Here is a 24,495-nt window from a genome sequence, read left to right as displayed (position 1 = left end):
TTACCGGCAGCCACAGGGAGCCCTCTGCGTTTTGAAAATCATTTCAGTCTGCGCCGCAGCAACACTCCGTCAGACGTTGAATTGTTCGGACGGCAGCGATCATGCGATTGCGCGCCGGCGGATTGGCAGTGTGCACCTGAATAACGGGAGGATCAAAGTCACACGTGACGACCGCCTCTTCAATCCAGAGCAACACATCGTAGCCCGTACCACGCGCGTCATCGCCCAGATCGTGATCGAGACTGATCTCTTCTACAACGCCGGTCTTTAAAAATTGAATCGCTTCTTCCGGCCAGCGTACCTGTTGCCAGCCGGGCGGCGCCGTTCGTTCGTCGTCCAGATAGACTTTCATGATCTTTCCTTGTATTTCGCATTAAGAATCAATGAATCCTGCCTGATTTCTGCAGATCCCTGAATTTCAGTTCTTTTCGTAACTCGGACACGTCAGCTCGGCGAATAGTTCGCGAAAAATAATCTCTCAACCGGACTATGAAGTCACATCACGAAATTATTCATTGTTTCTTAACTGAATAACATCACATAAGTATCAGTTTAACTCTTTCTAAGATCACACATTCTTCACAATGTATTCACATGGCAGGATTAGAATCCCGCCAAACATGTCGAATGAGAATTCTTTTTAGTCAATCACGGGGAGCATTCTCAAAGGCATTTCTTCCCGTCAGTTAATACCCATTTCTGATTTAACAGAAGAATTCCATCAGCACGTAATATCTTTATTTTTTCCAGTACACGTTCCTGCTAAACAATTTTTTAAGAAGAGGTTTTTATGAAAAATCGAAGAGGGTTCACTTTGATTGAGTTACTGGTGGTCATCGCAATTATTGCGATTCTGATTGCCCTGCTGTTGCCTGCGGTCCAGCAGGCACGAGAAGCTGCCCGTCGCAACACATGCAAAAACAACATTAAGCAGATCGGTCTGGCGATCCACAATTATCATGAAGCCTTCAGCTCGCTGCCACCAGGGAGTATTGTGCTGCTCAACGCTGCCGGTGATACTTATAATGGTCATGGCTGGACCTGGCATGCCAGTTTGCTGCCTTATCTCGATCAGGCCAACCTGTACGATGCCATTCAGGGACCAGATTCCAGCGGGATGGGGGCCGAATCCGGCGGGGTCAATGATCCCAAGCAACAACTGGCCGGGCAGACAGTCCTGTCCGTCTTCTGGTGTCCTTCCCAGCCTGATGTGACCAAGGGAGTCCAGAAGAACGGATACTCTCCTTCCAATTACAATGGCAACATGGGCACGCTGATCGGCAGCTCGGGAGACGATTGCTATAGTGGTGGTATTACCACTGCCGCCGGCATGGCTGCAACAGGTGGCTGCATGGGCGGCGACGGCGTCTTCTATATCAGCAGTAGCGTCGCCTTCCGCGATGTCACCGATGGCCTCTCCAATACCATCTTCGTCAGCGAAGTGATTGACTCGGGCGGAGATGCCGACATGCTGGGTGGTGGTGGCAGCGACCGCAAGCACTGCTTCTCTAACGGAGCCGACAGCAACCCGCCTACTGAAATGACGGAATACCTGATCGCTGCGGAGAGCAACGACCCGATCAACTCCTACGGCGAAGAAGCCGCCGGCAGCTATCACACCGGTGGTGCCCACTTCGTGTTTGGTGACGGCAGAGTGAAATTTCTCTCCGAGAACATCGACATGACCCTGTACCGGGCCCTCAGCACCAGAGCCAAACGGGAAACATTAGGCGCTGACTACTAAGACACACCGCGATTCGAACTGCGTCGCCATACACAGCGACGCAGTTCTTTTCCATTCGGATCACCGTATTGATTCGAAAAGGCGCTCTCAATTAGAAACAGGCGACTTGAGTAATGAACTGGTTGAGTAAACTGTTTGTCCTGATTGCGGTCCCCGGATTGCAGAATATCACCTGAATCGAGAGCAGCCCTGATCTGATACTTCAAACAGAGAGTGAGTAGAATAATGAAATTAAAAACAGAATCTCTATGGACAATCACACTGCTGGCACTGAGCTTCAGCCTGGCCGGTTGCGGAGGGGGAGTAGATGACCAGCCGGAACTGGGGCAGGTCAAAGGGACCGTCACCATGGATGGCAGCCCCCTGGCCGGGGTTTCCGTAACATTTTCTCCGGACAGTGGCCGTCCTGCTACTGGAAAAACCGACGTGGCCGGAACCTATGAATTAATTTACATCCGCAATACACCTGGCTGCAAGCTGGGGCATAATACCGTGATGATCAGCAATTCCGGTGAAGAGGATGAGATGGAAATGGAAGGGGACGACGCCGTCATGCCCACCACGACTGAAGAGAATGAAATTCCGGCGAAATACAACAGCAAGACAACACTCGAAGCCGATGTCCAACCCGGCGAAAACACCTTCAACTTCGATTTGAAGAAAAAATAATCGCGTTTCACCATTTTTGATCTCACAATCACTGCGGGGTGGACCTGTGTGTCCTCCCGCAGTGTGAGAGCAGACACCTTTTCAGGAACGCCGTTCCTGTCTCAGGAATGCCAGCACATCGCGACAGCCACGCTGTATCTGGGCACTCATCACTTCGCGGGCCAGGGGACCGTTTCCATCACGCAGCGCCTGCAGCAGCTCTTTTTTGCTGTCACAGGTTTTCTCTGCGAGGTCAATCGTCAGAATTTTCGAACTGTTTCGCTGCGATTCAAATACCGTCGAAACCGCACGATGTTCGCGAATGACCTTGGCGATCAGACGATTCCGCGAGGCGTCAATCACCGTCTCATGAAAGGCTTCTTCCAGATCGAGCCAGCGATGAAACTGGGCCGGAGTGGCATGGCCATCACTCCGCTCGCGGATCAGATCCCGAATTTCAGCGAACTCGTCCAGCATCGCATCAAGATCGTCCAGCTGATGCGGCGTAATATACCGCGATGCTTCTGCAGCGGCGCAACTCTCAAGCGCATCCCGCAGCATATACAGTTCTTCCAGGTCCTCGCGATTCGGGTTCCGTACAAAGGCGCCTGCGCCGGGAACATGCTCGACCAGACCTTCTGAAACCAGGCGGTGAATCGCTTCCCGAACCGGGATGACGCTCACCCCAATCTCCGCTGCCAGCTTGCGATTCACCAGTTGCGAGCCGGGTACCAGTGACCCCTGCTGCATTTCCTGCTTGATATAACGATAGGCCCGATCGGCCAGATTCTGTGTGACTTCATACATTTTTCATTTTCCGGTTGACAAACCATTCTCCTTCGCTGAGAATATGTAACATCATGTTATAACACGTTATCACATTATGTCAAACGTTTTTCAGACTGGTCTCTTTTTTTATCAGAATCCACAAAGATTCACACCAGTTCTGAGCTTCGGGAGAGACATACGATATTTCCATCTACTTCATTTCCCTGACTTCTCTGGAGAAAATCATGAAAATCAAGCGCGGATTTACACTGATTGAACTTCTGGTCGTAATTGCCATCATCGCCATTCTGATCGCCATCCTGCTCCCCGCCGTCCAGCAGGCCCGTGAAGCGGCGCGGCGTTCCAGTTGCAAAAATAATTTCAAGCAGGTCGGCCTGGCGCTGCATAATTATCATGAAACCCACTCCATTTTCCCGCTTTCGGATCACCGTGATTCAGGGCGGGGCTGCTCCGGCGCGGTCTGGTCACAGAATGCCGTCTATCGCTATAGCTGGGGTGCCATGATTCTTCCTTTTCTGGAAGCAAACGCGATCTACAAGAATATCGATTTCAGCACCAATTATAATGTTGCCCCTTCCAATCATATTCAGGCAGTTGGTGCCACCATCAATGTCTTCTTATGCCCTTCCGATCCCCAGTCTGAACCACGCTGCAACCGTACCGGCGGGATCAACAATGGCGGCCCTGGAAATAAAGACGACCTGGGACGTTCCAATATGGCAGGAGTCGCTGACTCCAGAACCTGGGAATGTGCCACCAACTGGGGACGTTCCGACGGAGATGGCATGCTGTATAACAATTCGAATACCAGAATGCGCGACGTCATTGACGGTTCCAGCAATACGCTGTTTGTCGCGGAAGTTGCCGGCGGATTGCCGGGTTCGTTCGATTGCAATCACTGGAGCGTCGTCAACCATATCGACACCGCCGGTGGCATCAACGGGCCGCATACCTCTCCCGGAAACGGAACCTGGACCCTCGCTTCACAGGAAGCGTCAAGCTGGCATACGGGCGGCTGCCACTTTCTGATGGGTGACGGCAGTGTCCATTTTATTTCGGAAAACATCGACGCGGGCGTCTTGCGATCGTTAACCACACGTGCAGGCCGTGAAGCGGTCAGCTTCCCTTAACAGGTGTGTTCCACTTACTCTTGTGCCTGCTGACGGTGTCGCTCTCGATTTCTGTAATCGAGAGCGGCATTGTCGCTACAGGTTGCCGGCACAAAAATCACCTGCAGGCATTCCGAACACGGTGCACCAGTCTGCAAAACAAACTCATATTCACACGAAAGTGACGACTTATGAAATCACTCTTATTCATCACCAGCGTATTTCTCGGGCTGAACTTTTCAGGCTGTGGCTCTGAGGCGACCGGCCCCGAACGTGTCATCGTCACAGGAAGCGTGACCTTTGATGGAAAACCGGTCTCACAAGGCGAAATCTGGTTCATCCCGGCAGCCGGCAGAGAAGCGCCCCAGGCCGGTGCAATTATCAAAGAGGGACAATACCGGGTCGAAAATAAGGGAGGCGTACCCATCGGTGCCTGCCAGGTAAAAATTACTGCTGAACGTCCGCAGGAGGAAATCAAAATCGTTTCGGACGGCGGTCCCGAAGAAATTCCCACCACCCAATATTTACCCGCACGTTTTAATGAGAAAACAGAACTGACAACCGATATCCAGTCCAGTTCCGATCCGGTCAGGAAAGACTTTGATCTGAAGTCCTGACATGTTCATAATGTAACGCATGCAAACGAAGACACTTTTGAACCTTACACTGATTTCTCTACCTGTGAATAGCGAGAAAGAAATTTCATGAAACTCCTGTTTTCCCTCCTCACGTTTTTATTTCTGATGACAAATACACTCCCGGTTTCAGCAGACGACAAACTCCCTTTGATCGATGTCTCCGGACAGACAGAGCAGCATTCTGTTATCGCCGCTGGCACGCCTCAGGTCTACCAGGGGCACCCCACGACATTACTGCTGCCCGATCAGAAAACGCTTCTGGCCGTCTGGTGCATTAACCACGGAGGTTCAGCCGGCCCGATGGCTCGAAGTGAAGATGGCGGCAAAACCTGGTCCCGCATCGATGAACGCCTACCCGCCGGTTATTCGACACATCAGAACTGCCCCAGTATCTACCGCATGATTGATTCGAAAGGGAAAGCCCGCCTCTGGGTCTTTTCCGCGGCACTCGGCAAACGCGGTGGCCCCGGGATGCCCAGCATCATGAGTGAAGACAACGGCGCCACCTGGAAAGAGATGCCCCCGCTCGGGTTCCCCTGCGTCATGACCTTCAGCAGCATGGTCCGCCTGAAAGATGGTCGCTATCTCGGCCTGTATCATAAAGGACCGGACGGCAAAGACCGTGCCCCGCTGGTCGTGCTGCAGACCATCTCCGCCGATGGCGGCTTCACCTGGTCGAAACCGCAGGTGGTCGCCGAAGTCGCTGGCAAAAACCCCTGTGAACCCTGTGTCTTCCGCAGCCCGGACGGCAATCAGCTCTGCTGCCTGATGCGCGAAAATACTCACAAAGGTAATAGCCTGATGATGTTCAGCAACGACGAAGGCGCCACCTGGACTAAACCGGTCGACACTCCCTGGGGTTTAACTGGCGACCGTCACAAACAGGTTTTCACTCAGGACGGGCAACTTGTCATCTGCTTCCGTGACCAGGCGCCCGGCAGTTCCAGCCGCGGACACTTCGTTGCCTGGGTCGGCACATACGACGACATCGTCAATGGCCGCGATGGCAAGTACCGCGTCAAGCTGCTGCATCATCATGGACGCACCGGTGATTGTGGCTATCCCGGTGTGGAACTGCTCCCCGATGGCACCATCGTCGCCACCACCTATGTCAAATACCGCGATAACAAAGACAAAAACTCCGTCGTCGCCGTACGGTTCAAACTTGATGAGTTATCGAAACCCGAAGATAAATAGCGAGTCTTCAGTCCTGCTTCACACCAGAGAAAGTTAAGGCATCAAAAAACATCCTGGGTAGCCCCGAATGCAATTCGGGGCTGTCGCAGACAACAGGAAACTGACAGAGAAAGTGTTCCATTGAGAGGAACAGAACCAACTCTCTCAGAGCAGGGTACAGGTCCATGTATCCGCACGTCAGGAGGGTTTCAAGCGAACTTCACGACATTGATGAGACTGATAGAAGCGTTTTATCTTTTCTACCACGAAAGAACGTAAGGGAAAGTGTCTACGGGTACTCAGGCGTATCAACAAAACCTTCGCCTACTTTTTCCATGATGTACCCCAGTCCCACGGCGCCTCCTTCGAGAACCGCGAACAATATCACCAGCCACAGACGTTCTGAAAAAGTAAACGCGACCACCGAGAAGAAATTAGGGATCTGGCGGAACGCATTTCCAATGAAATCCATCAGCGAAACAAAGGCGGTCTTGAGCATCGCGCTCCGGGCGGCTCGACGTCGCGTGGTATGAAGTTCAGATTCCAGATCGCCTCCGTTTTCGGCAGCGAAGCGTTCGGTTTCGTTGTTGCGCCAGCCCTCTTTCACATGTGCATAAGCGGCTGCAGCACACGCCCAGCCAAACACCGCAATCCCCAGCATCACCAGCGCGATGAGTTTATGTGTTGACGGTTCATCAGCCTGTGATTTCGCTTTCTTTTTCTTACCTTTCTGACTGGTCTCCGTTTTCACACCCGTTGACTTTTTCGTGTTCGTCAACCCTTCAGCGGTCGATTTTCGTTTGCGCTTACGTCGCGGTCTCTGATATTCTTCTGCTGCCATGATAAGCTGCTCACTTCAGTCAATTTTCGACATCACATAAACCAGGAATCTCTCTTCCAGAACAGAACCCTGGCCACACGAACACTTATTATGGCACAGCATTTTCCGAAGTCAACACGCCGAGATGCACTTAAACAAACACTTAACAATCAACTCGATACGGGCATCGCAACAACCCGCACGACTTTTGATTCAACCCATTAATGCAGAACGCCCTGCAATGGATCTCTGCTTGTGATTAAATCACATCCACTGCAGGGTACGTCCTGGCATGTTTTTCTCAGCTCAATCCGGGCGTAAATTGTCCCGGCTGAATCAAACTAATCAAGCGGTCTGTTTTGCGTGTTTCCCTTCGGCAAACTCTTCCAGCATTTTACTACAGAACGCAGGCAGATCATCCGGATTACGGCTGGTCACCAGGCCTTCATCGCAGACGCATTCCTCATCCACCCACGTCGCGCCGGCATTTTTGAGGTCGGTCTTCAGACTCGGCCAAGAGGTCACACGACGACCAGAGACCACATCTGCTTCCACCAGTGACCAGGGGCCATGGCAGATCGCGGCTACCGGTTTTCCCTGCTTGAAGAAGTCGCGCACAAAGTCCATTGCGGTTTCATGCACCCGCAGCGCATCAGGGCTGAATACGCCGCCGGGAAGCACCAGTCCCTGAAAATCCTCCGCGCTCACTTCATCGACGGTTTGATCGACCGCAAACTGATCGCCTTTTTCATCGTGATGCACTCCCTGAACCTTGCCTGCATTCAATGAGATCAGTTGCACATCCGCACCTGCCTGCAGGGCTGCCTCCCAGGGCTCAGTCAGTTCGACCTGCTCAAATCCATCGGTTACCAGAAATGCAATTCGCTTTCCCTCTAAATTAAATTTCGACATAAGATTAAACCTCGATTGTTTCTTTGAAAAATGATCTGCTTCTACGGGACCAGGGGAGTAAGTTCACAATTTCCTCTACAGCCGCCATGGGTGCGGAAGACAATTGAATCATGTTGCTCCCCTGGAATACAACGACTGTCAGACAGTGACGATTTCTTTGCATTCCGCGGCACACTTCCGACAGGAAGCGGCGCATGCCTGACAGTGATAATGTTCGTGGGCCTCACACTGCTCTGCGCACCAGGTACAGATGTCAGCGCATAACTGGCTGATCTGTGATGAATATTTGCTGTTACGGGCCAGCGCCTGCGCTGTATAAAGACAGATATCAACACACTCGCGACAGCAGTGAGGGCAGTCGTTATCGCTCTCTTTTCCAATCATGGCGTCCAGACAGAATTCACAGTCTGTCGCGCATTTCAGACAGGCGTCGATACAGGATTGTTTGAGACTCATTTTCTTCCTCCTTAAAATGGTATATGATTTTTGACCACATCGCATTTCACCGTAGCGTCTCCCAAACAAATACACTCGGCCTGAATGGCCCGGAAAACGCTACAGTAAAACCGGAAACAGTCTTTCGAATAAAGGACAATCACAGATATGGGTATCTATCTGTCCTGACTTCAAAGTTGTTCAACGCGTACGCGCAATATTGGTTGCTGTTTCGAAGCTGAGAAAATCAGAACGCAAATCGTATGCCGGTGAGCAGCATTCAAAGAAGATCCTGTAAATACAGGAGTTGGCGCGGAGATTTGCCTGGAATGGCGGTCGCGTGTCAGACAACCTGAGTGGTAAACGCGCAGAGCAGATTCTGTTACAACAGCGAACTGCGACAGAATGGCTGTAGGGAGCAGGGCAGCGTCAATCCCCGCTGTGAGAAGCTCTGACATCCAGACTTCTCACAGCGGTTGATCGACTGCGGAAACAGAGGTGATTTGAAATCGAACAGCTATTCAATAGCAGGAAGATCCCAGCTCACAGTACGTTGACCCGCCCTGGTTGCTCATGCCGGTTGAGGATGCAGAAGACGAATCGCTAAACCTGAAGAGCAGGTTAATGTTGTGGAGGACGTGGTTGTTCCTCTTTCATTTTTGGCATGACCACCTCTTTCATAAACTGGTTCCAGGCATTCTCACTTTCCAGCTCGGGATCACTGGCTCTCAATCGCTCCAGGGTGTCAACATCATATTTCTGATTGATGTCCGTCATCTGATTCCATTCATCCAGCGAGATTGGTGGAGGCGTGGAAACATCAGAGGGAACGCCAATCTGCACATCAGAATCAGAACCGCCACAACCAGTCAGCAACACTGGCCACAGCAATAGTAGCACACACACAACACGAAACATATTTCTCTCCTGAACACAGGCATGCGACCGGTATATTTTCATGCGAGTCGCAGCCTGGTATTCAACCTATGATTAAGGAAATTCAACGATCTCACCATCGGCACGAGTCGAGAGTGCCTGGTACAATTCATAGTTAATATTTTCTGAAAGAAAATGGACGGAACCATCTGCCATTGCGAAATGTGCTCCTCCAGGATGCTGGCTGCGAAAAGCACCGTAGGTATAAAATAGATCCGCAGAGTTTACTTTATGGTTATTAAAGCGATGATAAGTATTCCCCCATGAGTAGCCGATATATCCATAAGCCCAGACACAGCCATAGGTAGTTGATGGTTTACCCTGGGGTGCAAAATCAGTTTCCCCTAACAGGAACGTATTGGTTGTCCCATCTGTAATATCACGCATTTTTGTTTTTTTCTGATAACTGGGACTTGCAGAGTCATTGGGATTTAATCGCCTCGGAATAATTGCACCATCGAATGCTTCCTCAGCAGCAAAAGCACCGGGATATTGAAAATGCATCGGATCCTTTGTCCCTGAACAGAAAATGTAACTGGCAGGAGCCCGGTTATCGCTAAGGGGTGCACTGGGCATTGTCATTGAGGGGCATAAAAATGTGGGAACGATCATCTGCACCAGCATCGCATTGGTGAAGCCATCTCCATCCGAATCATCAGTGCTGTTTCGTGGCTGCTCTTTATCCCAGCGCCGTGCTACGGCATCCTGTTCCAGGTAGGGCATAATTTCAATATGTCCCGTGATCCAGGTCGCACCAGGTAAATTATTCGGATCCGACAGATCAGCAGTGACTTCATAGTCTGAAACCGCAAACGGGAACCGCAAAAACGTATCGTGGAAATTATGAGTCGCCAGGGCGACCTGTTTCAGATTATTCTTACACTGCGAACGGCGAGCCGCTTCACGTGCCTGTTGAACGGCGGGTAACAGCAACGCAATCAGAATCGCAATAATCGCAATCACGACCAGTAGTTCGATCAGAGTAAAACCAGCGCGCTGCGGAGCGCGGAAACGGGGACGATGTGTTGTACGAGACAACATGGTGGGTATCTCCTTCAGTTGGAAACCAGTAAAGGGGTCATTCACATCCCACATGGACGTGAAACTCGCCGGAGCGATTGGCTGGCTACTGAGGAGACCTCTATTTCAGAAGAACAGGGGAGCAATCAAATACTCTCAACACTGCCTTCGCGTTGGTCCTGATACCTTTTGCGGGCTAATCCGGAAACGAAACATTGATTCTTATTGAGCCCAGACACAAAACTGACACTGAGTCTCAATATCAACAATATAGCGAGCCAGAAAGGAAAGCGTCAAGTCGCTTCATAAGAAAGCGGAGAAAAATGTCGAAATCCATTTCGGACATCTACCGATTGATATAAACAACTTACATATAGGTCTTTACGTCATATCAACAGGCGGGAAGGGCTGGCTTCATTGAGATCCTCAGGATAGTCCAGGGCTGCCTGAATCCCCATTTTCACTCCCGCGACGGCAGTCTCAACAGACATGCTGGGAGACCCCAGATTTTCCTCCAGGGCCGCCACCGCGGGTAGAAACGGGAGATGAATCCAACCCGTCCGGATGGCTGACTGCTTCTGTGCGAGATAATGCAGAACGCCATACATCAGGTGATTGCAGCAGAACGTTCCCCCTGCATCCGAGATGTCGGCGGGAACGCCTGCCTCCCGCATCGCTTTGACCATGGCGCGCAGGGGAAGCGTCGCATAATACGCAACGGGCCCCTCTGCAGCCGTCAAATCCTCCTGCGGTGACTGGCCCGCATTGTCGGTTAAACCGTACCGCGTCCCGTCATTCAGGTTCTGTGCCAGTCGCTCTACGGTAACCATCGACCGGCCCCCGTATTCGCCCATCATCACCACCAGTTCCGGCTGGACTTCTTCGATCGCTGCGGTGACGAAATCGATACATTTAAAAAACGTATTCGGCACAATCCGCGAGACAATCTCCGCGTCTCCAACTGTTGTCCCCTCCAGCGCCCGCGCCACCGATTCAGCGGGGTTGATCGGCGTATAACCATAGGCTTCAAAACCAGTCAGCAAAACTTTTTTCATGAGTTGCCTCACGTCAGAGTGAATAATTGTGCTGTCTGCAGTTTACTGAGTCATACAACAGGCAGCCTGCCGAATAATTTAACGCAAATGAGAGCAGGGAAGCTACCCGATTTCTGCAGAACCTGTATCACGTTCCGGAATCGCTTCTGCAGCAGCCGCGATGTTGTGAATCATCCCGGAAAACACAAAGTGATGCAGCGGGCAGACCGCATACCAGTACAATCGCCCCCACAGCCCCACGGGATCGAAGATCGCTGTCTGCGTGATCGTCGACGTCTCACCTGTGCCGGTCACTTCGAATTCCAGCCACGCACGACCAGGCAGCTTCATCTCCGCCAGCAGTCGCAACCGCCGATTCGGTTCATAAGCTTCAACCCGCCAGAAATCGACCGTATCGCCGACACGCAGCGTTTCTGCGTTCGCCCGTCCCCGTCTCACACCAATCCCGCCGACCAACAGGTCCAGCCAGCCCCGCAGATGCCACAACCAGTTGCAGGCATACCAGCCCGTATCGCCGCCAATCCTGCGAATCGGCGTAAACGTGATCTCTGCAGGTCGCGCGACATCAACAGAACGGGAATCAATAAACCGCGTTCCGAAACGGACCCCGGTCCAGGTGGGCAGGGAACCCGACGAAGACAGCGAATCCGACCAGCGCGTCTCAGCAAACTCCTGTTCTTCATTGATCAACGCCCGCTGGATCGCGGCTTCAATGCCCATCGGTTTGATATCGAACGCCTGCAACGCACTCTGATCCTGCACAACCGTTGAATGCACGATACTTTCAATCAGCTTGCGACCAATGCGGGCATAGAGCGGCGTCACCAGACCTAACCACAGACTCGACAGGTAAGGCGTCAGTACCGGCACCGGAATCATACGCAAGCGAATCTCGCGACAGCGGGCATACACGCGCATAATTTCCGCGTATGAAACTTCGTCGGCTCCGCCAATCTCATACACTCGGCTTTCCGGTAACGACACATCCAGCGCTGCAGTCAGATAAGCGATCAGGTCCTCAATCGCAATCGGCTGTGCCGACCGCATGACCCATTTGGGTGTAATCATAACGGGTAGACGTTCCACCAGAGAGCGGATCATTTCAAACGACAGGCTGCCCGAACCGATCACAATCGACGCCCGAAACTCCAGCACCCGCACGCCCGACTCTCGCAGGATCTGTCCCACTTCCTGGCGACTCCGCAGATGTGGCGAGAGTGTTTCTGCTTCATTCCCCAGTCCACCCAGATAGATGATCCGCTCGACACCCGCGTCCCGGGCCGCGTTGGCAAAATTCTCAGCAGCCCGGCGGTCATTCTCTTCAAACGAACCTTTCTCACCCATCGAGTGAATCAGGTAATACGCCACCTTCACGCCCTCCAGCGCTGGCGGCAGTGTCTCCGCATCCAGCACATCGCCGGCTACAACTTCAATATTTTCCCCCACCCGCGCACGCAGATTTTCAGGCCGCCGCGCCAGACACCGCAGTCGCTGTCCCCGCTGTTCTAGTGCCTGCAGCAATCGTCCGCCGACATAACCGGTCGCACCAGTCAGCAGAACCAGGTCGGCTGTGGAATTCGCCGCTTGTTCATTCTCAACCATCTATGATTTCACTTTCGCTTAACAGGAAATAGAACTTGATATCATATCAAGATTTATAGTACCGACACTGCAGATGTTGAGGGGAGAATTTCTGATATTTCTCAGGAACTGGTGTGGTTATGCGTCGTGGACATAGAATTCTCATGTCAGTCTTCGTAGACAACTACCATGATAATAAGGGAAGCAGTAAGGTTAACACCAATGACGCCTGACGCAAATTTACCCAGCCAGTTCCAGCGACTGGCAAAATAACTGTCTGTGAATGCCGCGAAGTAAACTGCCAGATATGAGAGAGTCCAACCTGCTACGAAAACCCAGTTTATATAATCAGCTGCAGGTCCCTCATACCACACTACGGCTTGCCCCCGAGATCGTTCTGCACGCAGATGCGTGAAGGCAAAAAACAGAACCGTAGTAGAAGCGAAACTTATACAGGCCGACAGCACGGCAGGCCAGGCACGATTCACCTTCTTTGGAAACTGAAATCCTGCAGGCAGTCTCCAGCACAGATACTTCTTGAAGTGGACTGGTAAAACCGCACGCAGCCCAAACAGAAGACCGGTAAACAGTGCGGATGAGACAAGACAAAAGAAGAGCAGATTATATCCCAGGGAAGTAAATTGATCTCCTACTACCTGTAGAAAACCAAAGGCAGGCGGCTCAAATTTCAGTCGATTGAAATCATTAACTTTCAAACCATAAAAAGCAAAACAAAACGCCCAGACCGTATAAAAACAGGCGAGCGTGTTGATCTCAAATACAAACCCGGATTCTTGTCCCTGCCAATCCTCAACCGCTGGCGAAATGATCTGTTCTTCTGGGTTCTCAATCAGATTCATCGCTGAAAACTTTTCTAAAATGTACCATTTTTTCTGACTGTATTATAGCACAAATAGATTTCAACGGACCACCAGTTTCCCCTCGTCGTAGGCAATCGCTTTCTGGCGGCCAATCACCGTATCCCAGTTCATCCGGTGAGGTGGACTCAGATAATGCGCGTAAGCGACCGCCATCTGGCGGGCCACCTCTTTGTAAGGCACATTCCCGAAGCCGGCTCCCATCGCGGGAAATACGACCGAGTTAATCTTCTGCCTTTCATCCGTCTGTCGCACGTTGTGCTGATACACGGCCAGCAGCGAAGCCCAGGTCGCCGCATACACTTTGTCGGTTCCGGAAATCGAACCGGGTACACGCATCGTCGGACTGTGGGCCACATAAGGATAATCCGAATTGCCGGTAGGCTCGATTAAAGAAGTGCCGATCGGCTGCTCGCCCAGATACTCATCCAGGATGCGATGCTGAATCCGCTGCATCAGTTCGACGCCATGAAAGTGGATCACGGCGGCATCGATGCCCGCATTCATAATCCCGAAGGCATTCGCGGCGGTCACAAAACAGTCGTGCGGGGGGAGGTCTTCAAAACGGCTTTCGATGACCGTTACACGAGGGAGACTTTCAAAACGTGTTTGAAATGCATCACACATTTCTGATTCGGGATGAATCAACCAGAGATCAATGGGCAGAGCCATAAAAGAGCAGGGCACCTTTCTGAATGCTAGACAGGTTTTATACCAATTCACTCACACTCAGGTCAAGCACTTAAATTCAGAGAATTCCTGAAATGCCTGCTCCGCTTTGACAAATCGCTTTGACTCAACGCACCAGCGCAATCGGCGTCTGATCTTTCCAGTCATACTGTTTCCCGTCCACTCTCAGACCATTCAGCATCAGGTCGAATTCGTGACCTTCCCATTGAAAGGTCACACGCCCCGGACGGATCGTCGTATCCTGGAAGGTCTGTCTGTTGCCCGGCATCTGTGCTGCCTGATCGGGTAGTGAAAAGATTCCCGCCGGGTAAGTAACCGCTTCGCGATCTGTAATCACAATCTGACGGTTGAAAGGTCGATCCTCGCGACCCGCCAGTCTCAATGTCAGCGCCAGTTGTGTTTCCGCCTGACCAATTTCTGCTTCCCAGTGTCCCTGAGAAGCGTTAAATGATTCCAGAGACCAGAACAACAGACCTACACACACCAGACCCGCGCCAAGATAGATCAGAATGTTTTTCAATATTTGTTTTTGAATTGGCTTATCTCGATTAAAAATGAGGAAAGAACCAGCGAATCGAAAAATCCATTTTCCAGTTCGTGCACCATATCAGAGCAGCAACATTGCCGGGCCTGTGTTGTGCTCTTCCTGGATATTATTATAGAGATACCCTATTCGGGGGAAAGCAGAATTTTGATCCATCAAATTCTCAAACAGGAATCTGATTTGTCACGACTGCAGCCCTCTGCATAAATCGTGCAAGATCTTTCACAATCGGAAACGATCTGCACGCGGCTCTGCTGCATTCCTGCAGATTTCTGCAATTCAGATTTTTTTACAATTTTGAAAACGGGAATTCTGAATGAATGGAGAGAGGTCGAGTCACTCATTCTCAGCATCGCCAGTCTGACAGACCAGATTTCTATCAGTTCTCAAGCGACTCGGTAATGATGATCGGCTGCGTCTCATCCCAGGCATAGTCTTTTCCATCAACCTGCACGCTTTGCGCGGTGGCAGAAATTTTATGTCCATAACCTTCAAGCGTTAAGCCTTCAGGAGTCGCAAACGTTTTAATCTGCTTCGAAACGGTCTGAGGTTGAGGAGGAAAAAATTCAATCCGGGGAGTTTTGAGGTTCGTGGAAACTTTGACGTTTTTTAAGACAATCTTCTGCCGAATCCCTTTCAGTGCAGGGGCATCTGGTTTTGATTTGTCCGACGAATAATAGATACCGAAACGCTCCTGACCGGGATCTCCCTCTTTTGCTGCGAACACAACGATATCCTCGCGGGGTGGTTTAGAAAACGCGACCCAGATCGTCGCGACCACTCCCAGCAGAATCACTCCCGCCATGATGAATTGATTTTTTCGGTTCATGTCAGATCGTTACCCGTTGGAAACAACCAGAACAAAGTAAGGCTGCTTTAATTTTAACAGAGACAGACTCTCGAATGCCAGCAGTTTCCAGCAGTTCGAGTCCCACATCCAGTGCCATACCTGCTCACTGCTCCTTTAACTGCTGCAGATGCTGTTCGAGCGCGTCCCATTCTGCGATGACATGCTGCTGGATTTCCGGATTGGAAATATAGGGATGGCCGCTGGCGACATGCACCTTGATCGATTCTTTCACGTACGAAATCAGCTGTAACACGTGGGATACCAGCTCCCGTACTTCCGGTAGAGTCTCTTTCGTAAACTGAAATTGAATCGCCGCTCCCAGCCCCAGAATCTGGCACCACTCCACTCCGTTTTCCTCGCGCCAGACTGGTGTGACCAGCAGGTAACGCTCCAGCACCGGAAAATAATAGGCGAACGCTTTGCCCCCCATATACATGAAATCTTCTGTATGCTTTTCCGGATCTTCCTGGAACCTTTGATAGGCTTCCGACAGCGTCAGGCCACCAAAGTGTTTCCACGCGACCTGCGCGTCGAGGTCTCCTGCATCAGGATCAAAGTCCCGTTCGCCGGGCAGCGGGCCTGATTTTTCCCAGGGTGGTTTCTCTGTCATAAGAATATAAGATTTTCACTTTTGATTCAGATTCAGGTAATCAGCAGCAAAGCCAGATAAGGTACTGCATTAAACACCAGAAACAGCAGTTTGAACAGGCCGATAAAGCAATACATTACCACATTAAACGAATCTCGAGGCAGCGGAATCCAGGCATTCTGCGATCGATACACCAGTTCCGGCGCCAGCAGAAAAATCAGGGTCCACACAATCAGGATTGACCCATTCACAATCGTGCACCACATGAAAAACGCGGTCAGAGTCTGCAGATCCATACGATTTTCCCTTCAAAAGCCATGCGAAAGACGTTGTTTCAAAATATTCCGGATGCGCGCTTTCACGGAAGGGGCTTCTTCTTCCAGAGCCGCTGCCAGTAAAGAATCCACTTCCGGTTTGAAGTCAGCATGCTGCAGTGCCAGTTCATTGAAACCGTTATAGCCCCATGCTCTGACAAATTTATTTTCACTCTGCAGACAGCGGCGTAAAAATGGTTCGAGTTGCTTCACTTCCCGTGTGTCAATCGTCAGGTAAGGCAGGCACTGCAGTAGATGCAATTGCGTTTCCCAGTTTTGTAGTTCCGATAAACTTCGGTAATAAGGCGACCAATCCATCCGAGTGACATCCTGTCCTGTTTCCAGCGCCTGTTTCAACAGCCAACTGGCGGCCTGCTGTCTCTCGGGATCAGCTAACAGCTTCACCAATGCGTTGCAGAACTCCGGTTCTCCACTGATACGATCATAGAGTGACTGTAATTCCTCGACAGTCCACTTCTGCTGATTCTCTAACAGACGTCTGATCTCCACCATCATTCCCCTGATATGATTTCGACTGATTTTAAGAGATCTGTGTTCACATTAAAAATGTTTTCCAGATCATCAACGCAAACATGATGAGAATGCCGATGACGACGAGTAGCCCAATCGGCAACAGTTCGGTCAGCGTTTTATGCCAGGCCAGGAAATGCTGAATCACCATCATGGTGCCCGCCAGCAGAAACAACCACAGTCCCAGTGACAGGATCCAGTCGGGAGCAGGGATACCAGTGAGGGGGTACCACAGCAGTTTCACTCCCAGCAGGAAGGCAGACAAAACGATGGGAGCATCCGCCAGTGTCAGCCACCCCAGCTGTTTCTGAATCTCGAATTTTTTCTCTGCTTTCTCCGGGTCTTCTTTGGGAATCTCACGAATCTTCTGAATTAAAAACAATCGAATCCCCGACAGATAAGCAGATAAAGCGACCGCAATCCCCAGTATCGCCAGCAGTTTATCTGAGCTGAATAACATTGAATTGCTCCTGAGTGAAGTCATTTTTCAGGTGATGAATCAGTAACTTTGACTTATTAAGTTTAACACCACATCCTGAACCGCAACAGCCACCCAACACTCATTCCATTCTCAGATTCGTCTCCGCCGCGGTCAGGTCTCCTCCGACTGACTCTCGGGCGGGGGAGGTGCCTTGATAACCTCCCGCCAGATTCCGCTCCTTAAGAACCCGGGGAGCACCGCCACTAGCGCGAATAATCCCACAACGCCGGCACAAAAAGAAATAAAACCCAATACGACCACTGGGATCTGCTCCAAACCACACAACTGATATTTCGCGTAGAGCCTCTGGGTTTGACCACTAAGCGCTGCAACTCCCTTCTCAATTGTAATGGTTGCCGTGTATTCACCCTGACTGAATGTGGGAATTTCTACGAGCATCTGCCCTCCGCTCACCAAACCTGAATTCCCAGGACTGTCAGAAAGCGTCGCTTCGCTGACTTTAAAATGGCGAGCGACGATTTCCTCGTCAGCTGCATTCTGGATCACGATGGATCCGGACAGACCATTCAATTCAGCCTGCGGTATTTGTTCCCCATCATCTTTAAGCCCCCCATCCACAAAAACCCCTTCGCCATGGGAGACACTACAGGTCTGGTGAAAAGGCACGGTCACCGTGCCAGGTCGTGAAAGATCCAGCATAACCTCCATGGGATGTGCTGAAATCCACCCACGAAAAGTATGTTGATAGTCAAACGCAAGCTTTGCAAAAAACAGAGTCACACAGATCGCAGTGCAGGCAATCACCCCGCCAGTCAGCCTTGCTTTCGCCAGTTTACGCATTGTCCGCTCTGAATTTAATTCCATGAAACCATCACTACGCAACATGACAAATGCAAGATTCACAAATCTACAGATCTGAGCGCGACATCTCTCTCATACTGCAGAAGCGATACCCTTTATTTGTAAACCAGATCTGAAAGAAATCAACAGGTTTCGCTGCAATTCAATCTTTCGGCGGTCATTCATGCACGTAGGCCCAGTCGCCCACGCGTTCCAGCCAGCCGCCATATCCGTTTTCCGGATAGTCCTGTTTGGGAAAGTACAACATCAGATCAAATCCCACTCCGAAGACAGGTGGCAGCACCTGCAGAGCCCAGGGATTGCCTGCATACTGTTGACGGGCATCCTCACCGGTGAAATATTGAAATTCAGAACAGGCCCGCATCCCGGTATCGGGCACGGCAGGCAGGTAATCGGGAACCAGCACAGTTAACGACTCAGGCGGCGCACCATGCTGACGTTCATAATCATTGATCGCGGCAATGAGCGGTTGACTGCGATGCGAAAACGCTTCCCAGCGGGCGGTCCAGACACGCCGCTCCCAAGCGTTCCCCAACAGAAAACAGGGAACATACACGACGATTACCAGCAACCAGAGCAGGGCACGCGCACGGGTCTGTTTCCAGCAGAGCCGCACCAGCACGATCGGCAGCATCACCAGCGCTGCCAGAAAGGAGAAGAGATATATCATCGTCACACACAGAATCAATCCGCTTCCATAAGGAGCCAATAATAACCATGTGCATAATGGTAAAGCAACAATCGCAGAAAATGCAAACAGAATGTATACGATCAAGTCTTTAGACTTCATAGCGGTACCCCGCTTTCGATGCCTGCTTTTCCGGTGCTCTCAATACCATATTCTTTTTTCGCAACTGCAATTGAGACCGGAAATGCCAGGCTGCGAAGCCACCGATGATCGCATTGAGACTGCCACAGATCAGACACGATATGATTGCGGAAGGAATTCCCAGACGAAAACCGGCAAAAAATCCCAGACTCCCCCCCATCTTGAAAAATTCCGCTCCCCAGAGAGCAGGGTGGAGGAGTTGATCAGCCAGTCTTGAGCTGGGTTTTCGACTGATGATAGAGAGTCCCACCAGGCAGACCCCATCCAGTACACCCAGAATGGGCAACAGGAACTCCCAGGCGGGATTGTTCAACTCGATGGCGTAAAGCTTCCCCGACAACAGGCCGACCAGATAACCTGCCACACCACCACCAACCAGGGAGAGAAAATTCTGAAACCGGCTCGGAGTATATACGGGCAGTTCTACTAACCGAAAGAAGGCGCACCAGGGTTTCAACAATTCAGACGAATGTCCGCAATTGATGACGGCGTCAGGCGTATAAATCGTCATGCCCTGTTTCAGACTGGTGGCAAACAGGACTTCGTCTGCAGACGACGTACCAGGCTTCCATTGGCAATCGGTGAGGAGTGAAGTTTGTTCTCCATCCGGAGTCACCACTTTTATATGAAGTCTCTCCAGAACCACCTTGCGCGGCAGATGGGTACGGAAATGTTTCACTTTTCCGCAGGAGATCCACCAGCAATAGAACATGACAAAGCTCAGACAGATACCTTGGAACCCGATGACCACTTCCAGGGGCGCATTGTTTCGAATCAGCATGACAGTCAGAGGTAATAGAAAGAGCAAACCTCCGGCGATTCCGACTTTGAATTGAAAACGACGCCAGTATTGGCTCACACTGATATCGTCTGGCTCAAGCAGATCGACCAGTTGTCCCCCCTCTGTCGCGAATGTGTAGAGGTCAGGCGAAATCGCTTCCACACAACTCCGGCAGTAGTGCCTGTCATTCCACAACAGCACCGCTTCGTCGAGAATCGGTTCTTTGCAACGGGGACAAACAGCAGAAATCACACGCGCCTCCCGATAAAACAGATCGCAGTCTCGTTACCGTCCCTGTATTATAATGAATTCAGCAGATGAAATCAGCATTTTTCCGCAGCTTATTCGCCGCCGATGCCTTCTTCTTCCTGTTCGACTTCTTTCGCCTCCTGCACATGCTGACCCGCGGGATTCACGATCCGGTCCATCTCCATCATCGCACCAATGATTCCACCGCCGCCGGATCCTGATCGGGTTCTGTTTTTGTGGCTAAACAGATCCTTAATAAACACCACCATCATGCAGGGAGTGGCGATCACCACCAGAATCAATCCAGCCAGCACACAGAATTCCATGGGTTCCATCAGATTTCCCTCGCATGATAGTCACTGGAAACAGGTGACAGTCATCGTTTGAGTCCTACGCCTAACTGAAACACGGCGATCACAAACAGTACTTTTCCCACCAGAGCCAGACAGCTTAACTGAAACCAGTCATTCCAGAGTTGCTGATACTCATCCGCTCCCAGCAGAACAGGTTCGGAAAGAGTGGAGCTGGAACTCAGCATTTGAGTACACAATCCAACCAGCACGAACACCAGCAGCGAAGTGACCAGCCACCATTTTCCTTTGACCGCAGGCCAGGTCAGTACCACAATCAGTGCGATACTTTCCAGGCAGAGCAACAGCCAGGGACTTGCCTGGTACAAGTATTCAACAGCTTTCATTGATCTCATCATCCTGGAAATGGATTCGTTTAATATTCACAGCATCTCCTTCGAAGCCACCTCCGCCTTACGAAACGCCTGCTGTTTTCGATCACTCAATCGAATCGGACACATCAGCTATTAAAGTTATTCGCAATCGATATCGAATTCTTCTCAACCAATTTTGAAAACAGCTACGGAATCTTATAGTCACTTTCCTGACTTATCGGATCCATCTCAACAGCACCACATCTCTTTCCAGCAATCACAAGGAATACAAACAGGGCAGCCACCGATGCTATTCTGGCATCTCAACACAGAACAGACAAACGACCTTTGCACGTGGATGCCACGAAGTATCAATCACTACCATAATCCAACGCAGGTCAGTGAAAATATAAAATCCTCATTGAAAATCATTTTTTTCGCAAAACCTCTCTTTACATATTCCCATATGGGAATACAATGATCGGCATGCCTAGATCACCCACAACCACTGACGCATTTAACGCGATTGCCGAACAGCGGCGACGCGACATCATCCAGCAACTGGCGGGAAAAGCGTGTTCCGTCAACGATCTGGCTGAGTCGCTCGGCGTTCCGCAACCGCAAATTTCCAAACATCTTCGCGTCTTGCGAGAGGTGAATCTGGTGACTGTCAGGCAAGAGGGCAAACACCGCTGGTACAGTCTGAATGCGAAACAGCTCAAACCCGTTTTTGACTGGGTCCAGACATTCGAGCGTTTCTGGGATCACCAGTTATTAAATATCAAAGCCGTCGCGGAAGTCAAAGCGGCGGAACAAAAGAAATCCAGCAGACAGAAAGAAGGATAAACAATCATGGTTTCAGCGACAGACAATTCACTCTCATCACTCCACATTGAACGCAAACTGGAAATCGCGGCCCCCATTCAAACGACATTTGAAGCACTGCTCGAACAAATCGGCCCTGGTTCTACACTGCCGGACGGAACACCTCTCCCGATGAAACTGGAAGCCTGGCCCGGCGGACGCTGGTTTCGCGATCTGGGAGAGAATGCCGGACATCTTTGGGGTCATGTGCAGGTGATCAAGCCCCCCGCGCTGATCGAAATCATCGGGCCACTCTTTATGTCTTATCCGGTCATGTCGCACGTGCAATATCGCCTTATTGAAAAGGGAGACGCCACCACGCTGCAGTTTCTGCATCGGGCCACGGGTCATATCGATCCCTCACATGCGGAAAACGTTGTCCCCGGCTGGGAGTATATATTGGAACAAATCAAACAACGAGCCGAACATTCAGTTTAAACGCACTGTTAACAACCTCTTACAAACCAAACCAGGAGACGACTCATGTCGATGCAACAACAAACACTCTCCCTGGCCGAACTCGCTATCGAGCAACTGCATCGCTCTCGCAATTTTGTATTGGCACTTTTAGAGACTTTATCCGACGATCAGTTGCATCTGCGTGTCGGCGGTGGAAACCATGCCCTGTGGATCATGGGGCATCTGGCATTCGCCGATGATGCATTCAGTTCTGCATTTCTTGATGAACCCAGCTGTCTGCCGGCAGAACACAGAGAACGTTTCACGAACGGTACCACCCCCAGTGATAACCCTGCTGACTACCCTGACCGGGAAGAACTGTTGGAACGCATGACAACCGCACGAAATCGATTCATCAAATGGGCCCAGACTCTGGAAGGGGACGCCCTTTGGCAAGCCTCTCCTGAAGCAATCGCATCGATTGCCGAAAACGCGATTACTGCAGTGCATACATTGTCGCAGCATGACTTCATTCACGGCGGTCAAATTACCACCATTCGCGCATCGCTTGGTATGAAACCCGTGTTTGGATAAGCCTCATTGAACGGAATCACAACACTGAGGTGATTTGAGTTCGTTTCATTTCACCTCAGTCAGTGGCAACGATTCATCCCGAGCCTCCGCTTCCCGAATCGCCTGCTGTCTAAGAGCGCTACGACGAATTGTGGAGGTCAGCCACAGCCCGTAAGGCAGCCAGATGTAATAGTTCCAGGGATCGGGTAATACAAATACCAACACCACAAATATGGGAACCACAATCCAGTAGAGTACAGCCAGCTTCACCACAAACGTCCGTTCCCGCGGCCCGTTTGTCTGTTGAATGCTGTTCCAGGTACCGTACACGCCTCCCAGAAAACCCAGTAGAGTGCCGCCGACAGCGCCGATTAAGCCAATCATCTCAGGAGCCATTTTTGATTCCCTTTAGGTCAGCATCAAAATCATCAGAGCCAATGGCACAATAACCGTCACAGGAAGCAGGTTGAATTCCGGTCGATCGAAAAACCGGGCTCGTCCATCATCTCAATCTCCCTGAATCGCTCTGGAAACCATTACTTCTTACTGTGATCTCCGCGTAACGGTACAGCATACAGTTTTCGCGCCGCGATCGCATCCTGAATTCCGGAAAACAGCACCAGCAGCGCCATCACAGCCATCACCAGCCGCAGCACATCGGGAACGGCCGCAGGCGCATAAATAATCTGTGTCGGCTCATTCCGCCACGCAGCCGCTTCCAGACAGACCGCTGTCACCAGCCCACCAAACAGCATCGCAATGATGATATGCAGCACGTACTCACCGCTGGGCAGACCTCCCAGCAACCGACGGCTCTCCCGTTCCAGCGCAAAGTCCACAATCGAAATCAATATATCAAAAACAAACAGCGCCAGCAGACACCAGAAATAAAAGCCCTGCAGCACCAAATTCGGTATCACCAGAAACAGCGCAGCGTAAGTCGGCCCGCGCAGACTGTGCACCACCAGCTCGGCCCGCGCATCCGGGTGACTCCGGATCCCATGCGAAAAACTGTGGTACAGCGCAATATCCGTCGCGCCCAGACAACCCAGTCCGAATAAAATGTATGTCGCTACTTCCATGAACGTTCACCTTCATTCAGTTTCCGTCACAAATCGGCTTACCACGTCACTATCCACTAGACGCAGTAAGGAACGATGCCGAAACGCAAACGCCGCGCGTAAATCTTTAACAAGAAACGTCCGCGTCATCAGAGCCCCGCCAAACTGCCACGCCAGTTCTACATTCAACACATCCCGTACGATTGTTCCGGCTGATAATTCTTCAAATTCATGAATGTGTGAGAAACGGGAAAACGGACCATGAATCAGCGTCTCACCAAAGCGGTGCCCAGGCTCATAGAGATCATGCCGAAAACCCATCACGACAGGCAGACAACCTGCAATCATCTGCTCAACCCAGGTCTCGGCCCCGGGGTGAATATGCCCCGCATGCCGCAACACGCGAAAGCCAGGCCACTCCGCCAGCAGCAACCCGAGATGAGCCGGATCTTCATGAAACCGAAATAGCGTCTCGCGATCAGCGGGAACAGTCTGTTCAAAACACAATTCCAT

General features: G+C 51.1%; 33 protein-coding genes. 8 read left to right on the top strand and 25 right to left on the bottom strand.

The features are described 5' to 3' along the window. Positions 1-43: 43 nt before the first annotated feature. Positions 44-352, bottom strand: coding sequence for a cyclic-phosphate processing receiver domain-containing protein (locus GmarT_RS10800; RefSeq protein ID WP_002649323.1), 309 nt, complete (start codon positions 350-352; stop codon positions 44-46). A gap of 438 nt (positions 353-790) precedes the next feature. Here GmarT_RS10800 and GmarT_RS10795 point away from each other — a divergent pair, with 438 nt between their 5' ends. Beyond that, positions 791-1,744: a DUF1559 domain-containing protein gene (locus GmarT_RS10795; RefSeq protein ID WP_002649324.1), complete on the top strand. Its 954-nt coding sequence runs from the start codon at positions 791-793 to the stop codon at positions 1,742-1,744. A gap of 225 nt (positions 1,745-1,969) precedes the next feature. Continuing rightward, positions 1,970-2,413: a peptidase associated/transthyretin-like domain-containing protein gene (locus GmarT_RS10790; protein WP_002649326.1), complete on the top strand. Its 444-nt coding sequence runs from the start codon at positions 1,970-1,972 to the stop codon at positions 2,411-2,413. Between the two features lie 81 nt (positions 2,414-2,494). On the opposite strand, the gene GmarT_RS10785 is transcribed toward GmarT_RS10790, so the two are convergent. Next, positions 2,495-3,199, bottom strand: coding sequence for a GntR family transcriptional regulator (locus GmarT_RS10785; RefSeq protein WP_002649327.1), 705 nt, complete (start codon positions 3,197-3,199; stop codon positions 2,495-2,497). 206 nt (positions 3,200-3,405) lie between these two features. Here GmarT_RS10785 and GmarT_RS10780 point away from each other — a divergent pair, with 206 nt between their 5' ends. The 3 genes from GmarT_RS10780 (at position 3,406) to GmarT_RS10770 (ending at position 6,125) form a co-directional block, all read left to right on the top strand. Continuing rightward, positions 3,406-4,311 (top strand): DUF1559 domain-containing protein, encoded by a 906-nt coding sequence (locus tag GmarT_RS10780; protein WP_002649329.1) that lies wholly within the window; start codon positions 3,406-3,408, stop codon positions 4,309-4,311. A gap of 170 nt (positions 4,312-4,481) precedes the next feature. Further along, entirely contained in the window at positions 4,482-4,907 is a 426-nt protein-coding gene (locus tag GmarT_RS10775) for a hypothetical protein (RefSeq protein ID WP_002649330.1), read from the top strand. 87 nt (positions 4,908-4,994) lie between these two features. Continuing rightward, positions 4,995-6,125, top strand: a complete 1,131-nt coding sequence (locus tag GmarT_RS10770; protein ID WP_002649331.1) for a sialidase family protein — start codon at positions 4,995-4,997, stop codon at positions 6,123-6,125. A 268-nt stretch (positions 6,126-6,393) separates the two neighbouring features. Here the strand turns inward: GmarT_RS10770 and GmarT_RS10765 are convergent, their stop codons facing one another. The 20 genes from GmarT_RS10765 to GmarT_RS10670 form a co-directional block, all read right to left on the bottom strand. Then, a complete protein-coding gene (locus GmarT_RS10765) occupies positions 6,394-6,945 on the bottom strand; it encodes a hypothetical protein (RefSeq protein ID WP_002649332.1) in 552 nt (183 codons plus the stop codon). Between the two features lie 324 nt (positions 6,946-7,269). Then, entirely contained in the window at positions 7,270-7,836 is a 567-nt protein-coding gene (locus GmarT_RS10760) for a type 1 glutamine amidotransferase domain-containing protein (RefSeq protein ID WP_002649333.1), read from the bottom strand. 138 nt (positions 7,837-7,974) lie between these two features. Further along, positions 7,975-8,292, bottom strand: a complete 318-nt coding sequence (locus GmarT_RS10755) for a four-helix bundle copper-binding protein (RefSeq protein WP_002649334.1) — start codon at positions 8,290-8,292, stop codon at positions 7,975-7,977. A 600-nt stretch (positions 8,293-8,892) separates the two neighbouring features. Beyond that, positions 8,893-9,189, bottom strand: coding sequence for a hypothetical protein (locus GmarT_RS10750; protein ID WP_044240315.1), 297 nt, complete (start codon positions 9,187-9,189; stop codon positions 8,893-8,895). A gap of 72 nt (positions 9,190-9,261) precedes the next feature. Beyond that, on the bottom strand, positions 9,262-10,248 hold the full coding sequence (locus GmarT_RS10745; protein WP_002649337.1) for a DUF1559 domain-containing protein: 987 nt from the start codon (positions 10,246-10,248) through the stop codon (positions 9,262-9,264). Positions 10,249-10,613: 365 nt separating this feature from the next. Next, on the bottom strand, positions 10,614-11,282 hold the full coding sequence (gene pcp, locus GmarT_RS10740) for a pyroglutamyl-peptidase I (RefSeq protein ID WP_002649338.1): 669 nt from the start codon (positions 11,280-11,282) through the stop codon (positions 10,614-10,616). Between the two features lie 102 nt (positions 11,283-11,384). Then, positions 11,385-12,884: an SDR family oxidoreductase gene (locus tag GmarT_RS10735; protein WP_002649339.1), complete on the bottom strand. Its 1,500-nt coding sequence runs from the start codon at positions 12,882-12,884 to the stop codon at positions 11,385-11,387. Positions 12,885-13,030: 146 nt separating this feature from the next. Next, positions 13,031-13,723 (bottom strand): hypothetical protein, encoded by a 693-nt coding sequence (locus tag GmarT_RS10730; protein ID WP_002649340.1) that lies wholly within the window; start codon positions 13,721-13,723, stop codon positions 13,031-13,033. A gap of 60 nt (positions 13,724-13,783) precedes the next feature. Beyond that, the gene (locus GmarT_RS10725; RefSeq protein ID WP_002649341.1) at positions 13,784-14,413 is read right to left on the bottom strand and encodes a macro domain-containing protein; all 630 of its coding nucleotides are present in this window, start codon (positions 14,411-14,413) and stop codon (positions 13,784-13,786) included. A gap of 124 nt (positions 14,414-14,537) precedes the next feature. Further along, the gene (locus tag GmarT_RS10720) at positions 14,538-14,951 is read right to left on the bottom strand and encodes a hypothetical protein (protein ID WP_002649342.1); all 414 of its coding nucleotides are present in this window, start codon (positions 14,949-14,951) and stop codon (positions 14,538-14,540) included. A gap of 403 nt (positions 14,952-15,354) precedes the next feature. Continuing rightward, positions 15,355-15,804, bottom strand: coding sequence for a hypothetical protein (locus GmarT_RS10715; protein ID WP_002649345.1), 450 nt, complete (start codon positions 15,802-15,804; stop codon positions 15,355-15,357). Positions 15,805-15,928: 124 nt separating this feature from the next. Next, the gene (locus GmarT_RS10710; RefSeq protein WP_002649347.1) at positions 15,929-16,435 is read right to left on the bottom strand and encodes a hypothetical protein; all 507 of its coding nucleotides are present in this window, start codon (positions 16,433-16,435) and stop codon (positions 15,929-15,931) included. Positions 16,436-16,467: 32 nt separating this feature from the next. Then, complete coding sequence (locus GmarT_RS10705; protein WP_002649348.1) at positions 16,468-16,710, bottom strand: DUF6868 family protein; 243 nt, start codon at positions 16,708-16,710, stop codon at positions 16,468-16,470. Between the two features lie 12 nt (positions 16,711-16,722). After that, complete coding sequence (locus GmarT_RS10700; protein WP_002649349.1) at positions 16,723-17,241, bottom strand: hypothetical protein; 519 nt, start codon at positions 17,239-17,241, stop codon at positions 16,723-16,725. 43 nt (positions 17,242-17,284) lie between these two features. Continuing rightward, the gene (locus GmarT_RS10695) at positions 17,285-17,719 is read right to left on the bottom strand and encodes a hypothetical protein (protein ID WP_002649350.1); all 435 of its coding nucleotides are present in this window, start codon (positions 17,717-17,719) and stop codon (positions 17,285-17,287) included. Positions 17,720-17,851: 132 nt separating this feature from the next. After that, positions 17,852-18,565: a hypothetical protein gene (locus GmarT_RS10690; RefSeq protein WP_149302679.1), complete on the bottom strand. Its 714-nt coding sequence runs from the start codon at positions 18,563-18,565 to the stop codon at positions 17,852-17,854. Positions 18,566-18,719: 154 nt separating this feature from the next. Beyond that, positions 18,720-19,352: a hypothetical protein gene (locus GmarT_RS10685; protein ID WP_002649353.1), complete on the bottom strand. Its 633-nt coding sequence runs from the start codon at positions 19,350-19,352 to the stop codon at positions 18,720-18,722. Continuing rightward, positions 19,342-20,424: a hypothetical protein gene (locus GmarT_RS10680; RefSeq protein WP_149302676.1), complete on the bottom strand. Its 1,083-nt coding sequence runs from the start codon at positions 20,422-20,424 to the stop codon at positions 19,342-19,344. Before GmarT_RS10680 ends, GmarT_RS10685 begins: the two co-directional genes overlap by 11 nt. A gap of 89 nt (positions 20,425-20,513) precedes the next feature. Beyond that, positions 20,514-20,756: a hypothetical protein gene (locus GmarT_RS10675; protein WP_002649355.1), complete on the bottom strand. Its 243-nt coding sequence runs from the start codon at positions 20,754-20,756 to the stop codon at positions 20,514-20,516. A 41-nt stretch (positions 20,757-20,797) separates the two neighbouring features. Next, positions 20,798-21,118 (bottom strand): hypothetical protein, encoded by a 321-nt coding sequence (locus GmarT_RS10670; protein ID WP_002649356.1) that lies wholly within the window; start codon positions 21,116-21,118, stop codon positions 20,798-20,800. 453 nt (positions 21,119-21,571) lie between these two features. Between GmarT_RS10670 and GmarT_RS10665 the strand changes: the two genes are divergently transcribed. Genes GmarT_RS10665 through GmarT_RS10655 form a run of 3 tightly spaced genes read left to right on the top strand, consistent with a single transcriptional unit; the run spans position 21,572 to position 22,942 of the window. Then, positions 21,572-21,931 (top strand): ArsR/SmtB family transcription factor, encoded by a 360-nt coding sequence (locus GmarT_RS10665; RefSeq protein ID WP_044240327.1) that lies wholly within the window; start codon positions 21,572-21,574, stop codon positions 21,929-21,931. 6 nt (positions 21,932-21,937) lie between these two features. Beyond that, on the top strand, positions 21,938-22,387 hold the full coding sequence (locus tag GmarT_RS10660; RefSeq protein ID WP_002649358.1) for an SRPBCC family protein: 450 nt from the start codon (positions 21,938-21,940) through the stop codon (positions 22,385-22,387). A 45-nt stretch (positions 22,388-22,432) separates the two neighbouring features. Next, positions 22,433-22,942: a DinB family protein gene (locus GmarT_RS10655; protein WP_002649359.1), complete on the top strand. Its 510-nt coding sequence runs from the start codon at positions 22,433-22,435 to the stop codon at positions 22,940-22,942. A 45-nt stretch (positions 22,943-22,987) separates the two neighbouring features. Here the strand turns inward: GmarT_RS10655 and GmarT_RS10650 are convergent, their stop codons facing one another. The 3 genes from GmarT_RS10650 to GmarT_RS10640 all read right to left on the bottom strand — a co-directional run bounded on the left by GmarT_RS10650 (position 22,988) and on the right by GmarT_RS10640 (position 24,495). Then, complete coding sequence (locus GmarT_RS10650; protein WP_002649360.1) at positions 22,988-23,317, bottom strand: hypothetical protein; 330 nt, start codon at positions 23,315-23,317, stop codon at positions 22,988-22,990. Between the two features lie 140 nt (positions 23,318-23,457). Further along, entirely contained in the window at positions 23,458-24,003 is a 546-nt protein-coding gene (locus GmarT_RS10645) for a hypothetical protein (protein WP_149302673.1), read from the bottom strand. Between the two features lie 12 nt (positions 24,004-24,015). Beyond that, on the bottom strand, positions 24,016-24,495 hold the full coding sequence (locus GmarT_RS10640) for an SRPBCC family protein (RefSeq protein WP_002649362.1): 480 nt from the start codon (positions 24,493-24,495) through the stop codon (positions 24,016-24,018).

This window comes from Gimesia maris, from assembly GCF_008298035.1.
GTDB classification, from domain to species: domain Bacteria; phylum Planctomycetota; class Planctomycetia; order Planctomycetales; family Planctomycetaceae; genus Gimesia; species Gimesia maris.
The sequence above is the reverse complement of the archived record's forward strand: the minus strand, read 5'-3'. Positions and strand labels throughout refer to the sequence as shown.

Bases quoted from the DNA above. Each gene is read 5' to 3' on its own strand.
- GmarT_RS10755 (WP_002649334.1), bottom strand. From the start codon at position 8,292: ATGAGTCTCAAACAATCCTGTATCGACGCCTGTCTGAAATGCGCGACA.
- GmarT_RS10660 (WP_002649358.1), top strand. From the start codon at position 21,938: ATGGTTTCAGCGACAGACAATTCACTCTCATCACTCCACATTGAACGC.
- GmarT_RS10695 (WP_002649350.1), bottom strand. From the start codon at position 17,719: ATGTTATTCAGCTCAGATAAACTGCTGGCGATACTGGGGATTGCGGTC.
- GmarT_RS10705 (WP_002649348.1), bottom strand. From the start codon at position 16,710: ATGGATCTGCAGACTCTGACCGCGTTTTTCATGTGGTGCACGATTGTG.
- pcp (WP_002649338.1), bottom strand. From the start codon at position 11,282: ATGAAAAAAGTTTTGCTGACTGGTTTTGAAGCCTATGGTTATACGCCG.
- GmarT_RS10760 (WP_002649333.1), bottom strand. From the start codon at position 7,836: ATGTCGAAATTTAATTTAGAGGGAAAGCGAATTGCATTTCTGGTAACC.
- GmarT_RS10765 (WP_002649332.1), bottom strand. From the start codon at position 6,945: ATGGCAGCAGAAGAATATCAGAGACCGCGACGTAAGCGCAAACGAAAA.
- GmarT_RS10710 (WP_002649347.1), bottom strand. From the start codon at position 16,435: ATGACAGAGAAACCACCCTGGGAAAAATCAGGCCCGCTGCCCGGCGAA.
- GmarT_RS10745 (WP_002649337.1), bottom strand. From the start codon at position 10,248: ATGTTGTCTCGTACAACACATCGTCCCCGTTTCCGCGCTCCGCAGCGC.
- GmarT_RS10675 (WP_002649355.1), bottom strand. From the start codon at position 20,756: ATGGAACCCATGGAATTCTGTGTGCTGGCTGGATTGATTCTGGTGGTG.
- GmarT_RS10735 (WP_002649339.1), bottom strand. From the start codon at position 12,884: ATGGTTGAGAATGAACAAGCGGCGAATTCCACAGCCGACCTGGTTCTG.
- GmarT_RS10650 (WP_002649360.1), bottom strand. From the start codon at position 23,317: ATGGCTCCTGAGATGATTGGCTTAATCGGCGCTGTCGGCGGCACTCTA.
- GmarT_RS10690 (WP_149302679.1), bottom strand. From the start codon at position 18,565: ATGGAATTAAATTCAGAGCGGACAATGCGTAAACTGGCGAAAGCAAGG.
- GmarT_RS10770 (WP_002649331.1), top strand. From the start codon at position 4,995: ATGAAACTCCTGTTTTCCCTCCTCACGTTTTTATTTCTGATGACAAAT.
- GmarT_RS10715 (WP_002649345.1), bottom strand. From the start codon at position 15,804: ATGAACCGAAAAAATCAATTCATCATGGCGGGAGTGATTCTGCTGGGA.
- GmarT_RS10645 (WP_149302673.1), bottom strand. From the start codon at position 24,003: ATGGAAGTAGCGACATACATTTTATTCGGACTGGGTTGTCTGGGCGCG.
- GmarT_RS10750 (WP_044240315.1), bottom strand. From the start codon at position 9,189: ATGTTTCGTGTTGTGTGTGTGCTACTATTGCTGTGGCCAGTGTTGCTG.
- GmarT_RS10800 (WP_002649323.1), bottom strand. From the start codon at position 352: ATGAAAGTCTATCTGGACGACGAACGAACGGCGCCGCCCGGCTGGCAA.
- GmarT_RS10730 (WP_002649340.1), bottom strand. From the start codon at position 13,723: ATGAATCTGATTGAGAACCCAGAAGAACAGATCATTTCGCCAGCGGTT.
- GmarT_RS10795 (WP_002649324.1), top strand. From the start codon at position 791: ATGAAAAATCGAAGAGGGTTCACTTTGATTGAGTTACTGGTGGTCATC.
- GmarT_RS10685 (WP_002649353.1), bottom strand. From the start codon at position 19,352: ATGAAGTCTAAAGACTTGATCGTATACATTCTGTTTGCATTTTCTGCG.
- GmarT_RS10725 (WP_002649341.1), bottom strand. From the start codon at position 14,413: ATGGCTCTGCCCATTGATCTCTGGTTGATTCATCCCGAATCAGAAATG.
- GmarT_RS10775 (WP_002649330.1), top strand. From the start codon at position 4,482: ATGAAATCACTCTTATTCATCACCAGCGTATTTCTCGGGCTGAACTTT.
- GmarT_RS10640 (WP_002649362.1), bottom strand. From the start codon at position 24,495: ATGGAATTGTGTTTTGAACAGACTGTTCCCGCTGATCGCGAGACGCTA.
- GmarT_RS10665 (WP_044240327.1), top strand. From the start codon at position 21,572: ATGCCTAGATCACCCACAACCACTGACGCATTTAACGCGATTGCCGAA.
- GmarT_RS10790 (WP_002649326.1), top strand. From the start codon at position 1,970: ATGAAATTAAAAACAGAATCTCTATGGACAATCACACTGCTGGCACTG.
- GmarT_RS10780 (WP_002649329.1), top strand. From the start codon at position 3,406: ATGAAAATCAAGCGCGGATTTACACTGATTGAACTTCTGGTCGTAATT.
- GmarT_RS10700 (WP_002649349.1), bottom strand. From the start codon at position 17,241: ATGGTGGAGATCAGACGTCTGTTAGAGAATCAGCAGAAGTGGACTGTC.
- GmarT_RS10785 (WP_002649327.1), bottom strand. From the start codon at position 3,199: ATGTATGAAGTCACACAGAATCTGGCCGATCGGGCCTATCGTTATATC.
- GmarT_RS10655 (WP_002649359.1), top strand. From the start codon at position 22,433: ATGTCGATGCAACAACAAACACTCTCCCTGGCCGAACTCGCTATCGAG.
- GmarT_RS10670 (WP_002649356.1), bottom strand. From the start codon at position 21,118: ATGAAAGCTGTTGAATACTTGTACCAGGCAAGTCCCTGGCTGTTGCTC.